A 13,692-nucleotide genomic window follows, 5' to 3' on the forward strand; every position below is an offset into this window, starting at 1 on the left:
ATTTTTATTTGAAGTCTTTTGGAAAAAGTCCCACTAGAAAAAGAATTATGAATAATGAGACGTCTGTAATCTTTGTCATATTGGAGGAAAAGATCTGGCAATCATGCTACAATGTAGAAAAGTGAATGATCATTCAGTATGGAGGAAGTGTTATGAAGACATTGAAGGATACCATTACCCAGTTCACATTGCCGACCCCGTATGCGGTGGGGGATGTTCATGTTTATCTAGTAAAAGGTGACCGGCTCTCCCTTATCGATGCAGGTGTGAAGACGGAGGAGTGCTGGAAAGCCTTAGTTGATCAGTTAAAGGAAGTGGGCTACCAGCCGGAAGATATTGAACAAGTGATTTTGACTCACCATCACCCGGATCATATGGGGCTTGTTGAACGTTTACCGAACGTGAATACTATCGCCGGCCACACGAAATTGAAGCCTTGGCTTGAGCGTGACGAAGCCTACTTCTCTCATTATGAGGAATTTTTCAAAGGTATGTACAAGGAATCTGGAGTGCCTGAGCGCTTTCTTCCATTGTTAAAAGGATTGAGGAAAACGTTGAAGTGGACGTCAGAAGGAAAGCTTACGCATGAGTTGATCGAAGGCGACCGGCTGCCAGGTCATGAAGAATGGGTGACGATTGAAACGCCCGGCCATGCCCAAAGCCATTTGTCCTTTTACAGAGAAGGTGATGGGGCGTTGATCGGTGGGGATCACCTGCTGTCCCATATTTCTTCGAACCCTTTACTTGAGCCGCCTCACAACAAAGGAGAGGAGCGCCCAAGACCTTTGCTTGATTATCGCCATTCTATGGAAAAGTTGTTGCAGTGGGAAATCAGTACAGTTTATCCAGGGCACGGGAAAATTTTCAATCATGCTCACGAGCTGATTCCCGAACGTTTGAAAAAGCAGGAACAGCGGGCAGAGAAGGTGCTTCTGATGTTTAGCGAGGGCCCATTACGTGCATATGACGTATGCAAGCGTCTCTTTCCGAAACACATCGAGAATCAATTCGGTTTGACGATGTCTGAAACAATCGGACAACTGGACTACTTAGAGAGCGTAGGAAAGCTTAAGATTTCTTACGTAGACGGAGAGAAATTCTATCAAGCAAATAGGTGATTTGGATGAATGAACGAGTAAAAGGAAAGAAAGTATTGATCACGGGAGCCTCAAGCGGAATTGGCGAATTTCTCGCGATACACGTCGCGCAGGAAGGCGGCACGCCGATTCTTGTGGCACGGACCGCCCACAAATTGGAAATCATCGCCGAGAAGATTGAAGAGGCCTTTGGTGTCAAATGTCCATGGTACCCTGCGGATTTATCAAATGATGCAGAATGGAAAGATACGATTGACCGGATTTGCTATGAACATGGATCCATTGATGCGCTGATCAACAATGCGGGAATCGCCGTGTTCGATCATGTAGCAGAGTCGAATTGGCAGGATATTGAGCGTATGCTCTCGGTTAATGTGAAGTCCTTGTTCCGTGCCACGCATCAGCTGCTCCCTCATTTGGTCCAGCATGGAGAGGGACACATCATCAACATAGCATCACAGGCAGGCAAAATTGCCACACCTAAATCAGCGGTCTATGCAGCGACTAAACATGCAGTCTTAGGGTTTACGAATGCTTTAAGGATGGAAGTTGAGCCATTAGGTATCTATGTTACTTCCGTTAATCTAGGACCTGTGAGGACCAATTTCTTTCAACAAGCGGACCCGAGCGGAAAGTATGAGAAGTCGGTCGATAAGATTATGCTTGATCCGAACCGTGTAGCAAGGACTGTCGTCCACCATTTATTCACGAAACAGCGGGAAATCAATATGCCTTCCTGGATGGATTCGGGAAGCAAAGTCTACTCCCTCGCACCAGTCGCGATGGAAAAACTCATGCAAAAACAGTTCAACAAAAAATAACGGCCCCCCAACCAAAAAACCTCTTCCCACTAAGGGAAGAGGTTTTTTGGTTGGGTGAGGTGGGAAAATCTGTATGACCTGGTACGCCAATATATGTAAGACCTGGTCAGACAGGAAATGGTAGAAGGAATTGCCACTTGCAAAAGCGAACATATATTCGCATAATGAGGATATACTAGGTAAAGGAGGTGGAGACGACATGGGGCATCCGAGCATTGATTATGGGAGGTATCCGGACAGGGGGATTTTGTGTGTGGATATGAAGAGTTTCTATGCGAGCTGTGCGGCCATTGACCGCGGGCTTGATCCGCTCACAGTCCCGCTTGCTGTAGTTGCGGATACGAACCGGAAGGGGAGTGTCGTATTGGCAGCGACCCCGGCAATGAAAAAGAAATATGGGATCCGCACAGGGAGCCGCCTGTTCGAAATTCCTTCCGCGCCGGAAATTGTCATCCTCTCCGCGCAAATGAGAAAATACTTGGAAGTGTCTACTCAAGTGACGAACCTTTTTCACAAATTCGTCCCGAAAGAAAAGATCCATACGTACAGCGTCGATGAAAGCTTTTTAGAGGTAGGAGATAATAAAGGGAAATTCGGTGTCCCCGAAGAAACGGCTCAAATGATCGTCGATGAATTAAAAGAAACGTTCCACCTGGATGCAGCGATCGGCATTGGCCCGAACATGCTGCTTTCCAAACTCTGTCTCGATCTTGAAGCAAAAAAGAAAGGCATCGCCCGCTGGACGTTTGATGACTTTCAAGAGAAGTTATGGCCGGTCGCTCCCTTGTCGGAAATGTGGGGCATTGGCCCGCGGCTTGAGCATCGGTTGAATCGTATGGGCATCTGGTCTGTCGGACAATTGGCGAAGTTCCCGCTCGATCGTCTGGAAAAAACGTTTGGTGTGATGGGAAACCAGCTGTACTACCACGCGAATGGTATCGACTTGTCCGACCCCGGAGCTCCGATTATTCACGGTCAGGTGAGCTATGGGAAAAGTCAGATTCTCCTTCGCGATTACCAGGATCCTGAAGAAGTAAAGTACGTCATCCTCGAGATGTGTGAAGAAGTCGCCCGACGTGCAAGGAAAAAAGGCCATGCAGGGAGAACGGTTTCTCTTGGGATCGGCTATAGCAAAAGTGAAGGGGCGGGTGGCTTTCATCGCTCTGTATCTATTGAACATCCGACGAGCATTACGATGGATATTTATCACGCCTGCCTCACTTTGTTCCAACGCTTTTATAATGGCGGAGTCGTCCGCCGCATCTCCGTCACTCTTGGAAACATTACAGAAGATGCCAATGTCCAACTGGACTTGTTTGATGACGGCCGCGATAAAAAAAGGGACCTCGGCTATGCGATGGATGAGATTCGCGAGCGTTACGGGCAGGATATGCTTCTCCGGGCAGTGTCCTGGACAAATGCAGGAACCGCCCGCCACCGCAGTCGTCTGGTCGGTGGACACTATGCAGAATAAACATAACCGTTGCCTCTGAGGCTGAGTTTTCTTACAATAGAAGAAACAGGAGGGATGAACGATGAAACTACGCATCACTGAAGAGGCGAAGCAGCAGCTAGAACACATTCAGGATCCCGAGCGTCCACTCATCCGTCTTTTTTATGACACCGAAGGATGTGGATGCGGCGTGAATGGACTGCCAACCATTCGTTTGGAAAAAGAAGAACGTCCTACAGATCTCAAAGTAGAAAATGATGATTATTCCGTCATTATCGATGATCAGCAAGCCACTTTTTTCAAAAAAGAAATGAAGCTTGATTTCATGAGAGGCACCTTCCGCCTTTCCAGCCCGGACGGCATCCTGAATCCGATCATCCCGATCAAAGACGTGAAAGAAGGGGCGACCGTATGAGTAAGAAAAAGCCGCAACCCGGTTCTCTTGGCGACCAGCTTAATGCTGATGTTTTATCAAAGCTGAAATCCAAAAAGACAGAGCTGAAACAGCAGGCCGATGAACGTGAAGAACAGGAAAAGCAGCGCCGTATCGAAGAGCGCAAGCGAGCAGAAGCAAACAAAAGCTTTGAGGAACTGTTGAATGAAAGTGATCTCAACTGGAAATCCTTCAAAAAATAAGCACTCCGCTATGGAGTGCTTATTTTTTGTGAGGATTTTTGAGTTAAGTCGTTGGGCTAGTGCGCTCCGTTAGGTCGTTATTTGTTTTCGCATCGGACGTTATTCCTTTTAGTTAGGGAGCTATCCATAATTTTCTTTCGGAAAAATTGAAACATTCGGACCATATCGACCGTATAGAAAAGCAGGAGGGAACAAAATGATCGATTTTTTCCTTGTATTCTTCATTGGAACGATAGGTGTGACAATCGCTGTCATCGGGTGTGTTCTTGCGATTGTCCGTAACATTCGATCAACAGGCGAGGAGGAGCGGATTCAACACTTGGAAAAAGAAGTGGAAGCATTAAAGGAGAGTGAACAAGGTGAGGTGTAAGGCATGCGGACGCAGTTGGCCATTTGGAAGAGCACTGCTTTCATCGATAAAAGTCAGCGGCAAGAAAGAATGTCCGCATTGCGGAGAGGAACATTATTCTACGAAACGGTCCTATCATCGTTCAGGGATATTAGCGGTTTCGGCATTTTTTGTGTTTATGTTATTAGTAGAAACGTTTCAAATGCGACTGACATCAGCCCTGTTTTTCGCTGTCTTCCTTTTGTTAATCGTCCTATTTGTCCAACCGCTGGTGATTCACTTATCGGATGAGGAAGTCTTGCATAAGGAGTGAGTGTTTGTTGAAAGATTTGTTTTCTCTTCTCAAAGGACAAAAAACAAAGAGGATCAAGCGCTATTCAAAAGAGTTCATTAAAATCCAGGACCATAAAAAAATGGGCATGAAAATATCTGATAAACGAAGGAACCAAAAACTCTATGGTTTGCCACTTATTCGGGTCATGTTGGAAGAATAAGAGGAGAAAGGTCGATTTTTAACCTTGAAGCAATCATTTCAACGCTGCATACGACAAATCAGTCTCGCAGCGAGAGGTTTCAGAGGGTGATGTCTTGAATTATAAATATAGCAACACAGAATTATGGGGAAAAAAAGCGCGGGGTTCGTTGGTTAACATTTTCACAGGGGTATTACCGGTAGGAGTTTCACTGTATTTGCACGGCCGTGTCGAGCCATTTATCGTTTTCGGATCAGGTGTGATCTTTCTATTAGGGATTTGGCAAATGATTCACTATTACAAAATGCCTGAGCGAGATTATGTGCGCTTGGAAGATGATATCCTCGAGATTCGGCTGGGCATTGCAGATCCGAATACTCGTCTGGCAGATGAAGAAATTGAGCGTATCCAGCAAATGGATGATGTCATTTCTATAAAATCAGACAAAGGTGAGGAAGAGAACATTTACTTAGAAAACTTATCTGAAGAGGACGCAGAAGCTCTTTTAAACGAGTTAAAGCACTACTATGGAAACCGCATGCACACAAGCGGTCATCCAGCTTGATCTACCGTCATTTGAAGATGAAAGCACCTTACTGATTGAACAGAGAGAGGAATAAAAAGATGAGTCAAACGACAGAACATAACAGTAAAGCATGGGACAAGAAAGTGGAAGACGGGGTACGTTACACCCAAAGCGAAACCCCTGAAACAATCGAAAAAGCTCGTTGCGGCAAGTGGTCTATCGGTGTGACCGCAGATCGTCAGGTGCCAAGAGATTGGTTTCCTGAATCGATCAAAGGCATAAAGATTCTCTGCCTCGCATCCGGAGGTGGCCAGCAAGGACCGGTCCTAGCTGCCGCAGGTGCTGATGTTACGGTTTTTGATTTGTCAGAGAAACAACTGCAACAAGACGTGGAGGTAGCTCATCGAGAAGGGCTCGATTTGAAAACCGTTAAAGGGGATATGACAGATTTATCAGCATTTGCTGATGAAACCTTCGACCTCATTGTTCACCCTGTGGCCAACGTATTCATCGAAAATGTCCGCCCGGTATGGAAAGAAGCGGCACGTGTTTTGAAGGATAAAGGAACACTCATCTCAGGCTTTATGAATCCCGTCCTCTACTTGTTTAATGCAGAAAAAGAGGATGAAGGAAAGTTGGAAGTGGCACACAAGATTCCTTACTCCGCACTTGAAGAGGAAGAAGTGAGGGAAGGCGAAACGCTTGAGTTCGGCCACACACTGGAAGATCAGCTTCAGGGACAGACAGATGCAGGGTTTGTCATTGCAGGAATCTATGAAGATGATTTCGGTGGAGGAAGAACCATCGATCATCACATTAAAACAATGCTCGCGACAAGAGCCGTTAAATTAAAGGTATAAGGGGCGGTTTATGGTTTCAACAATCATTACGGTGTTGTTTTCCTGCTTAATCGTTGCCGTTGTACTACGCACCGCCTATCGTATGTTTGTGAAAAAACAGTACCCGGATAATTCCTACACACCATTCGATTATGTGAGCGGACAAACAGAAACGCCTTTTCATGAAGAAGATAGGGAAGAGGAAGAAGAAAATGACAAAACAGGGCAGCGTTATGACTAACGCCTGCCCTGTTTTTTTAGACTTGAGTTATTAACGAATATGCAGGCTTCTTGAAGACTCAGTTTCAAGTTAATGGGGATTCGTTGCTAAGTTAGGCGTCAGGGGTGTCTGGGAAGCAACTTGCTTTCCTGTGGGGGAGCGCCTGGCTTCCTCGGACTACGTCCTGAGGGATCTCGCCTGCCTCCTTTCTCCCACGGGAGTCTCGCAGCTTCCCAACTACCCCTTTGCCAAGCAGAAGTTCTCTTCACAAATCCTGAACTATAGAACATAAAGCGCTTATAACAAGCTTTTCCATTCATAAAAGCGATAATATACATAATGTTCTACTTTCCATACAAGATAAAAGCTTCCTTTTCCGGGCGTGGTTTCGAGATACTCATATAGCAAAGGGGCGGAGGGGAATGGCGCTCCCGCGGAAAGCGAGCTATTCCCCGCAGCACCCACCCTCTCAATAAAAGTCCCGAAACTGAGTCTTCAAGAATAGGGAGCTTTTATAACATAAGAAACTTATTGAAAGAAGGAGTTTCTAGCATTTGGTGGAATACGTATATCGATAGGAGGACGTATCATGAACCATTCACTAATCCGAGTAGGAACCATTTACTTACCCGTCCAGGAAGTTGATAGATCCGCAGTCTGGTATAAAGAAAAGCTTGGAGCAGTCATCCATTATCAGGATGAGCAGAAAGCAATCATCGGCTTAGCGGACATCAGTATTTTCTTGGTAAAGTCATCACCGGAACAAACATCCAACTTTGTAGATGAGGATGGTAGCGATCGATTTGCTATCACGTTTGAAGTGGATGGAAAAGAAGCTTTGAGGTCTTTACAGAAGGAATTAAAAGACAAAGGCGTCGAAGTGGGAGAAATCGAAGACAGGGGTCACCCTGGTTTGAATTTTGTATTTGAGGATGTAAACGGAAATCGTTTGGATGTCTGGAGTGAGTTAAGTCCTGATTATGGAGGATGATACTTGTTGGCTTGTGACAGGTAGGTGAATCCCCTTAAAATTTATAGATACCGTTGTTACAGGAGGGATCGTAATGATCCAGGCATTCGTTTTATTTCTACTAGCAGGAGTAGCTGAAATCGGAGGAGGGTATTTGATTTGGCTCGCTATCCGTGAAGGGAAGCCGCTTTCCTGGGGGATTGCCGGAGGATTCACCCTTGCCTTGTACGGGGTGATCGCTACGTTTCAAAGCTTCCCATCCTTTGGTCGTGTGTACGCCGCCTATGGCGGGGTGTTCATCATTCTTTCTGTGTTGTGGGGTTGGGGCGTGGACCGTAAGACCCCTGATTTTTATGACTGGATTGGTGCGGGGATATGCCTTATAGGCGTATGTGTCATGTTATTTGCGCCAAGACAATAGGAGATGAGAACAGAATGTAGATTACTAAGGATCTTGAAGCAGAAAGTGGGCCGTAACGAATGGAATGAAGAAGTTAAACAAGCATTACACTACATGGGTTATCGTCCGAAAAGCTTCCTTGCAGCGTATGAATACTATCAATACGCTAGAGAAGTGCAAGGATATTGAAGGAAGCCCAGCCCTTATAACAATCTCTGCCAGTGGTTGTCATTAGCGCTAATCATCCTTCTGAACATTGGCGGGAGTATCAGCAGTTATTAGTAGAACTGACCCTGTGCACAGATCAGGTTTTCGCTGATACCGGCCACGCTGTTCATTTAGAGAACCCGGACCTCATCGTTGGTAAGGTTTTTAAACTAATCCAACAAACTTAACGAAAAAATCAGTTGCATAGTTAAGGGCGCTCTTCGGATCGTTCTTCTGGCTTCTGGAAGAACGTATGCTTTGTTTGGGAGGCGAACTCGATTTCTTCCATCGTCCGGCAATACACGGATTCAATATCTCCACTCAATTCCTTAGCATCCTTTTTCATCAAATCCAGTACGTGTACACTCTTGAACCAATCCCCTGTCTCCGCTTCTGCATGGACCCAATCCTCCCACACAATCTCAAGCCTGGGACTGTAAATTTTAGGACCGTTCTGCTTTCGTTTGCATGGGCTCACGGTCATTTCATGAACATGCCCTGGTGGTGTTTCGTTGATATCATTGAACAGCTGCGGCCAATAATCCTTACGCGAGCCTGTGTGTGCATGAGCAGAGCACCATTGAACTATTTGATCTAAGCGTGACCGAACACCATAAAGAAGCTCATAAAGGGATCTACCGAGGAGAATGCGTTCATCCACGGCTGAAAAGTGGTGGACTGTTCCACCTACAAGGTGTATCTTTTGCTGAATGGGGGTCACATAAGGGAAAAGGATATGGTTCATGGAAAGCACATCTTGAAGCTTGAACATCACTTTATCCATAACAGTCGCCATATACAGGTGATTTCTTATGACCCGATTTTCGATATAATGCTGTTCATTTACAATCAGCGCTTTAGTTAGTTCTTCACTGTTTCTGTTTTTCCAATAGCGTTCCCAAAAAGGCCTCATGAATTTGGAAACATTCAACGCATCTAATAGGTGGTAGAGAGGGCGGCCATGCTTCAAGCTGGCATCATACAACAATAGTTGTGGATAGGCATCTTGAAAAATGAGCCAGTTTCCCCGTTCTAAGAAAACGAAAAAGTCTGTTCCTTCCTTTCCTGTCAAAAGCTTTGGCAGGTATTCACCCTTCAGGTCAGTCATGTTCCAGCCGGCGTTTCTAGATACAAGGTGGGCGAGCAATGCCCAATGAATCTCAGGATGCTTTTGAAAAAAATGAAGGTACGCCATCGTACGTGTAACGTTATTCCGATTTTTCTCCTGAGTGATTCTCCTGATTTCCCTCACCAGTGTTTCTTCCTCCGTCGTCAATGAAGACGGGGTTGACTTCAATGCGGCCTTCAGGTCTTTTTTCAGCATGCGCCACTTGGATGAAAACACTTCCTTCTCACCTCCTACTCTGAATATATTTCTGAAACGATTGCAACATGATTAACTTAGTATTTGACCTCTATCCTTCTCTATGTAAAAAAAGGAAGGAATTTCAAAACAGGTAGCGAATTTTAAGAGAAGGAGGAGCGAGATGGGATTCAGAGAGGGATGAAAATGGTCGGTTCTTAACCTGGTTGGACAGTCATTCGGAGGAAAGGGTCTGTTGAAAAATCCATTTAGGAGGGAATCATATGGAGCAACGTGTGATGTGGAATCATTTGGAGTCGGCTGGGGCGGAACATTTAACTTTGAGAACGTTCACCAATCACATGGAGGTACAAGGAACGGTATTGCTTGTTGATCAGGGAGTGCCGCACCATCTTTCTTATGAGTTGAAGCTCGGATTGGATTGGAAGACCAAAAAGGTGAAGGTTTATCAAGATCAGGAGAGGGAACCTTTTGTTGTCCAGGCGGAAAATCAGGATAAATGGTGGATCAATGGAAAATACGATGAGAACCTGGATGGTGCGACGAACGTCGATATGACCATTACTCCTTTTTCGAACACCTTGCCGATCAATCGTGTGACTTGGCATGTAGGAGAACGACGGACGTTCAAAATGGTTTTTATCGATGTATTAAGGAAAGAAGTATGTCCACTGCTCCAAGTATACACGTATCTAGGAGACAACGATGGCTATAGGATTTTTCAATACCGTTGTAGAGATTATGAGACCGCTTTAGTCATTGATGAACAAGGTTGGGTCGTTGAATATCCTGGTGTCTTCGAACGCAGAGCTCTTCTTACGAATGGTAACCGGAGGATAGAAAAACAACCGCAGCCTTTACTAGCCAATGCCCCCTCAGGATCGGAAGGGTTTTATTGAAATTTGTAAGGGTGTTCTTGGTTTTTAAAATAAAACATGTCACATAGAAGCGTAATGAAGAGGAATTCTTCATTACGTTTTTTTCTGTGTGAAGTGATCCATTATCAAAGTTCTGGGTATTTGACTTGCACACAAAAAAAGCCCAGTTTTCATAGGATAGGTTGATGACTTCTAAAAGGAGGTTGATTGGGTTGTATCGGAATCAATATGGATATACATTTAACCCTTATGGGTATGATGGTTACTTTCGCGTCCAAAGTGACCAATCAATCGTCAAAGATATTGAAAAAGCGATTAACGGGGAGTACAGTGCGATTGCCTGCTACAATAAATTGGCTGATTTAGCTCCTACACAGCAGGCAAGACAGCAGATTTATGAGATTCGTCAGGATGAAATCCGTCACTACGAGGCTTTCACTAATATTTATAAGCAACTGACTGGAAAACAACCCTCCCCGAAAATCGATGCCCCTTGCTCGGAACAATACAGGGAAGGGATAGATGCAGCGTTTATTGATGAACAAAAGACGACGGACTTCTATCATGAAATAGAACGGAAAGCGCAGGATCTTTCCATCAAAGAAACGTTCCGCCAGGCGGCGGCTGATGAGCAGAACCATGCGGTATGGTTTCTTTATTTTCTTTCGTTTCCCAAAAAGGATCGTGCCCAGATCAGACAGCAGGATTATGGGGCAACAGGTGCTTTAAATGCTTCTTCATTAACATTCCAAGACATGTTGACTTATGCCATCCAGGATGAATACCTTGCTCAGGCCCGGTATGATGCTATCAGAAGGGAATTTGGTGATATCCAGACGTTCGTCCGTATACAGGAAGCGGAGAAGCGGCACATCACTGCTCTGAATACACTTTTCACAAGGTATCAATTTCCTATACCGTCCGATAATGCCAGTCAATATGTAATCACTCCTGACAGTGTCAAAGCGGCATATGCTGCTGGTGTGCAGGGGGAAATCGAAAACATTTCCATGTATGAGAAGTTCTTATTGTATGAGTTGCCAGAGGATGCGAGAACTGTTTTTACACAGTTAAGGAATGCATCATTGAATCACCTCGCAGCCTTCCGGCGAGGTCTTGCACGTTTTGAAGATTCATAAGAGCTGCATGACAGCTCTCTTTACATAAGTCTTTGAACCCATCAGAAGCAAATGCCTGTGGACTGCGGAAAAATCATCTGTTTGTGTACACGGATATAAATCGACTATTGATGTAGAACAGTATTACAATTAGAATAATATGTAAGCGCTTAATTATAATATTAAAGGGAGAGGGTATCCGATGCATGTTCCATTGATATTGACAGAGTTTCTGGACAGAGCGGTACAGTTATATGGGGAGAAACCGGCGATCATTGATGATGATTGGACTTTGACTTACCGGGAATTGAACGCTCGCGTCAATCAGTTATCAAGAGGGCTTGAATCTTTGGGAGTAAAGAAAGGGGACAAGGTTGCTTATCTAGCTCCGAATTCGACGGAGATGCTGGAAGGGTTCTATGGTGTCTTTCAACTGGGGGCGGTGATGACTCCGTTAAATACAAGATTGAAACCGGCAGACTATCGATTCATTTTAGAGCACAGTGAAAGTAAAGTGCTTCTCGTCGATCATACTCTCCTGCCGCTGGTGCAAGAGGTTGTACAAGGGCTTCCTTCTATAGAAAAAGTGATAGTTCATGGGGATTCTTCCAGTGAAGGGTATGAGTCGTGGCTCACCCAGTTTTCATCCGACCGTTTTGAACGGGAGCATGTAGAAGAGACAGACATCGCCTCTTTACTCTATACGAGTGGAACGACGGGAAATCCTAAGGGGGTATTGTTAAGTCATCGCTCCAACTATCTCCATGCTTTATCATCCATGCATCACCTAAGGGTTACGGATCAGGATACTCTCCTCCATGTGCTGCCTATGTTCCATGTCAACGGCTGGGGATCTCCTTTTTATTATACGGCGAATGGTGCCACACAAGTGATGCTTCGAAAAACAGATCCTGAATTGATCCTGGATAAAGTAGAGGAGCACCAAGTTTCCGTGCTACATATGGCGCCGACTGTATTAAACATGGTGATCGGCGCTTACGAAGAGAAGCGGCCATCCATTGATCAGGACGTAAGAGTCGTGATCGCCGGTTCTGCTCCGCCGCCGGCGTTTGTCCGTAAAGTGGAGGAAGATTTGAAATGGAAATTCATTCAGGTGTACGGGATGACGGAAATCTCACCGCTCATTACTACCTCGGAACTTCGGTCGATGGACATCGATCGGCCAGCGGAAGAACGTTACCGGTTGAAAGCAAAGGCTGGTTACAGCATGATCGGCAGCCAGGTGAAGGTCGTAGATGAGCTGGGAGATGAAGTTCCGAGTGATGGAATATCCATTGGGGAAATCGTAACAAAATCAAACAACGTGATGGAAGGGTATTATAAAAACGTGGAAGCGACCAATGAGACGATAAGGGATGGGTGGCTTCATACGGGAGATATGGCAGTGGTTGATGAGGGCGGGAATATTGAAATCGTCGATCGTAAAAAAGATGTGATCATAAGCGGAGGAGAAAACATATCTTCCATCGAGGTGGAGGCGGCCTTATACGAACACCCTTCCATACTTGAAGCTGCTGTTGTAGCTGTGCCAGATGAAAAGTGGGGCGAGGTACCCCATGCGGTAGTGGTGGTGAAAGAAGGAGAAATCCTCTCTGAAGAAGAAGTGATTCTTTTTTGCCGGGAGAAATTGGCGCATTTCAAAGCACCAAAGAGTGTATCTTTTATCGAAGAATTACCAAAGACTGCGTCTGGAAAGATCCAGAAAGTCATTATCCGCAAGAAGTTTTGGAAAGACCATAATCGAATGATCAATTAAAGAATGTTCCATTAGCCTAAAGCTGCTGCTTTAGGCTTTTCTAGTTATGAACAGCTTCTAATCGAATTCAGCAGGTGGTGGGCTAGGCATAAGCCCTTTTTCTGGAAAAGGGACTCATTTTCTGCTTAAATATTCATTGGTAACAAGAGGTTTACTTGTTGACATACATACCGCGCAGGGTATAAAATGATCTTAGTTCAAGACAAAGGAGGAACATCATGTCATTCGTGTTGATCGTAACGTTAATCGTGGGGACGGGGCTCTTCATCCTTCATAGATACTTGCCGGCTTCCCATGTCAAAAAGATGGATATGTCCGAAGTAACGTCTGAAGATGGCATGGTCGTTCCCGTTGATACGAGAGATTATCAAACGTCATCTCAAGATAAATTGGCGCACGCTGTTTGTCTGCCACTGGCTTATTTAGAAAGACATCATCAAGATATACCACAGCGGCCGATTGTACTCATTTGTTCAGATGAAGTTGAAAAGAATTTGGCAGCAAGACTACTGAAGAGAAAAGGGTATGAAGTGATTGGTTATACCATTCCAACCCAGCACCAGGAGTGCCGGGCGATGCCATGTATGATTGAAAAATAAGAGGT

At 45.1% G+C, this 13,692-nt stretch carries 19 protein-coding genes; 18 read left to right on the forward strand and 1 reads right to left on the reverse strand.

Going from position 1 to position 13,692, the window contains the following annotated elements:
- Nucleotides 1–152 precede the first annotated feature (152 nt).
- From GLW00_RS15695 to GLW00_RS15760, 14 genes are all read left to right on the forward strand, one after another.
- Nucleotides 153–1,118 (forward strand): MBL fold metallo-hydrolase, encoded by a 966-nt coding sequence (locus tag GLW00_RS15695; RefSeq protein ID WP_160915638.1) that lies wholly within the window; start codon nucleotides 153–155, stop codon nucleotides 1,116–1,118.
- Nucleotides 1,119–1,123: 5 nt separating this feature from the next.
- Nucleotides 1,124–1,918 carry an SDR family NAD(P)-dependent oxidoreductase gene (locus tag GLW00_RS15700; RefSeq protein WP_160915640.1) on the forward strand — a complete coding sequence of 265 codons (795 nt, stop codon included), beginning with the start codon at nucleotides 1,124–1,126 and terminating at the stop codon, nucleotides 1,916–1,918.
- Nucleotides 1,919–2,117: 199 nt separating this feature from the next.
- The gene (locus GLW00_RS15705; protein ID WP_160915642.1) at nucleotides 2,118–3,392 is read left to right on the forward strand and encodes a Y-family DNA polymerase; all 1,275 of its coding nucleotides are present in this window, start codon (nucleotides 2,118–2,120) and stop codon (nucleotides 3,390–3,392) included.
- A 61-nt stretch (nucleotides 3,393–3,453) separates the two neighbouring features.
- Nucleotides 3,454–3,786, forward strand: coding sequence for an iron-sulfur cluster biosynthesis family protein (locus GLW00_RS15710; protein WP_160915644.1), 333 nt, complete (start codon nucleotides 3,454–3,456; stop codon nucleotides 3,784–3,786).
- A complete protein-coding gene (locus GLW00_RS15715; RefSeq protein WP_160915646.1) occupies nucleotides 3,783–4,007 on the forward strand; it encodes a YqkE family protein in 225 nt (74 codons plus the stop codon). The genes GLW00_RS15710 and GLW00_RS15715 overlap by 4 nt, the downstream gene beginning before the upstream one ends.
- Nucleotides 4,008–4,203: 196 nt before the next feature.
- Nucleotides 4,204–4,377, forward strand: a complete 174-nt coding sequence (locus GLW00_RS15720) for a hypothetical protein (RefSeq protein ID WP_160915648.1) — start codon at nucleotides 4,204–4,206, stop codon at nucleotides 4,375–4,377.
- Nucleotides 4,367–4,669 carry a TIGR04104 family putative zinc finger protein gene (locus tag GLW00_RS15725; protein WP_160915649.1) on the forward strand — a complete coding sequence of 101 codons (303 nt, stop codon included), beginning with the start codon at nucleotides 4,367–4,369 and terminating at the stop codon, nucleotides 4,667–4,669. Before GLW00_RS15720 ends, GLW00_RS15725 begins: the two co-directional genes overlap by 11 nt.
- Before the next feature lie 7 nt (nucleotides 4,670–4,676).
- Nucleotides 4,677–4,850 (forward strand): hypothetical protein, encoded by a 174-nt coding sequence (locus GLW00_RS15730; protein ID WP_160915651.1) that lies wholly within the window; start codon nucleotides 4,677–4,679, stop codon nucleotides 4,848–4,850.
- 196 nt (nucleotides 4,851–5,046) lie between these two features.
- The gene (locus tag GLW00_RS15735) at nucleotides 5,047–5,394 is read left to right on the forward strand and encodes a hypothetical protein (protein ID WP_160915653.1); all 348 of its coding nucleotides are present in this window, start codon (nucleotides 5,047–5,049) and stop codon (nucleotides 5,392–5,394) included.
- Between the two features lie 59 nt (nucleotides 5,395–5,453).
- On the forward strand, nucleotides 5,454–6,215 hold the full coding sequence (locus GLW00_RS15740; RefSeq protein WP_160915655.1) for a class I SAM-dependent methyltransferase: 762 nt from the start codon (nucleotides 5,454–5,456) through the stop codon (nucleotides 6,213–6,215).
- Between the two features lie 10 nt (nucleotides 6,216–6,225).
- Nucleotides 6,226–6,435: a DUF3951 domain-containing protein gene (locus GLW00_RS15745; RefSeq protein ID WP_160915656.1), complete on the forward strand. Its 210-nt coding sequence runs from the start codon at nucleotides 6,226–6,228 to the stop codon at nucleotides 6,433–6,435.
- Nucleotides 6,436–7,003: 568 nt separating this feature from the next.
- A complete protein-coding gene (locus GLW00_RS15750; RefSeq protein WP_160915658.1) occupies nucleotides 7,004–7,405 on the forward strand; it encodes a VOC family protein in 402 nt (133 codons plus the stop codon).
- A gap of 73 nt (nucleotides 7,406–7,478) precedes the next feature.
- On the forward strand, nucleotides 7,479–7,805 hold the full coding sequence (locus GLW00_RS15755; RefSeq protein WP_160915660.1) for a YnfA family protein: 327 nt from the start codon (nucleotides 7,479–7,481) through the stop codon (nucleotides 7,803–7,805).
- 3 nt (nucleotides 7,806–7,808) lie between these two features.
- A complete protein-coding gene (locus GLW00_RS15760; RefSeq protein WP_160915662.1) occupies nucleotides 7,809–7,973 on the forward strand; it encodes a hypothetical protein in 165 nt (54 codons plus the stop codon).
- Between the two features lie 226 nt (nucleotides 7,974–8,199).
- Here the strand turns inward: GLW00_RS15760 and GLW00_RS15765 are convergent, their stop codons facing one another.
- Nucleotides 8,200–9,336: a DUF2515 family protein gene (locus GLW00_RS15765; RefSeq protein ID WP_335808489.1), complete on the reverse strand. Its 1,137-nt coding sequence runs from the start codon at nucleotides 9,334–9,336 to the stop codon at nucleotides 8,200–8,202.
- 242 nt (nucleotides 9,337–9,578) lie between these two features.
- Between GLW00_RS15765 and GLW00_RS15770 the strand changes: the two genes are divergently transcribed.
- The 4 genes from GLW00_RS15770 (at nucleotide 9,579) to GLW00_RS15785 (ending at nucleotide 13,687) form a co-directional block, all read left to right on the forward strand.
- The gene (locus tag GLW00_RS15770) at nucleotides 9,579–10,214 is read left to right on the forward strand and encodes a putative glycolipid-binding domain-containing protein (protein ID WP_160915663.1); all 636 of its coding nucleotides are present in this window, start codon (nucleotides 9,579–9,581) and stop codon (nucleotides 10,212–10,214) included.
- 191 nt (nucleotides 10,215–10,405) lie between these two features.
- Nucleotides 10,406–11,332 carry a ferritin family protein gene (locus GLW00_RS15775; RefSeq protein ID WP_237417542.1) on the forward strand — a complete coding sequence of 309 codons (927 nt, stop codon included), beginning with the start codon at nucleotides 10,406–10,408 and terminating at the stop codon, nucleotides 11,330–11,332.
- Nucleotides 11,333–11,513: 181 nt separating this feature from the next.
- Nucleotides 11,514–13,088: a long-chain-fatty-acid--CoA ligase gene (locus GLW00_RS15780; protein WP_160915667.1), complete on the forward strand. Its 1,575-nt coding sequence runs from the start codon at nucleotides 11,514–11,516 to the stop codon at nucleotides 13,086–13,088.
- A gap of 218 nt (nucleotides 13,089–13,306) precedes the next feature.
- The gene (locus GLW00_RS15785; RefSeq protein ID WP_160915669.1) at nucleotides 13,307–13,687 is read left to right on the forward strand and encodes a rhodanese-like domain-containing protein; all 381 of its coding nucleotides are present in this window, start codon (nucleotides 13,307–13,309) and stop codon (nucleotides 13,685–13,687) included.
- The last annotated feature ends 5 nt before the right edge of the window (nucleotides 13,688–13,692 follow it).

It is taken from the genome of Halobacillus litoralis, from assembly GCF_009856445.1.
Classification (GTDB): Bacteria; Bacillota; Bacilli; order Bacillales; family Halobacillaceae; genus Halobacillus; species Halobacillus litoralis.

Excerpts from the sequence above, each read along its gene's own strand:
- GLW00_RS15695 (WP_160915638.1), top strand. The coding sequence starts at position 153 with ATGAAGACATTGAAGGATACCATTACCCAGTTCACATTGCCGACCCCG.
- GLW00_RS15700 (WP_160915640.1), top strand. The coding sequence starts at position 1,124 with ATGAATGAACGAGTAAAAGGAAAGAAAGTATTGATCACGGGAGCCTCA.
- GLW00_RS15705 (WP_160915642.1), top strand. The coding sequence starts at position 2,118 with ATGGGGCATCCGAGCATTGATTATGGGAGGTATCCGGACAGGGGGATT.
- GLW00_RS15710 (WP_160915644.1), top strand. The coding sequence starts at position 3,454 with ATGAAACTACGCATCACTGAAGAGGCGAAGCAGCAGCTAGAACACATT.
- GLW00_RS15715 (WP_160915646.1), top strand. The coding sequence starts at position 3,783 with ATGAGTAAGAAAAAGCCGCAACCCGGTTCTCTTGGCGACCAGCTTAAT.
- GLW00_RS15720 (WP_160915648.1), top strand. The coding sequence starts at position 4,204 with ATGATCGATTTTTTCCTTGTATTCTTCATTGGAACGATAGGTGTGACA.
- GLW00_RS15740 (WP_160915655.1), top strand. The coding sequence starts at position 5,454 with ATGAGTCAAACGACAGAACATAACAGTAAAGCATGGGACAAGAAAGTG.
- GLW00_RS15745 (WP_160915656.1), top strand. The coding sequence starts at position 6,226 with ATGGTTTCAACAATCATTACGGTGTTGTTTTCCTGCTTAATCGTTGCC.
- GLW00_RS15750 (WP_160915658.1), top strand. The coding sequence starts at position 7,004 with ATGAACCATTCACTAATCCGAGTAGGAACCATTTACTTACCCGTCCAG.
- GLW00_RS15755 (WP_160915660.1), top strand. The coding sequence starts at position 7,479 with ATGATCCAGGCATTCGTTTTATTTCTACTAGCAGGAGTAGCTGAAATC.
- GLW00_RS15760 (WP_160915662.1), top strand. The coding sequence starts at position 7,809 with ATGAGAACAGAATGTAGATTACTAAGGATCTTGAAGCAGAAAGTGGGC.
- GLW00_RS15770 (WP_160915663.1), top strand. The coding sequence starts at position 9,579 with ATGGAGCAACGTGTGATGTGGAATCATTTGGAGTCGGCTGGGGCGGAA.
- GLW00_RS15780 (WP_160915667.1), top strand. The coding sequence starts at position 11,514 with ATGCATGTTCCATTGATATTGACAGAGTTTCTGGACAGAGCGGTACAG.
- GLW00_RS15785 (WP_160915669.1), top strand. The coding sequence starts at position 13,307 with ATGTCATTCGTGTTGATCGTAACGTTAATCGTGGGGACGGGGCTCTTC.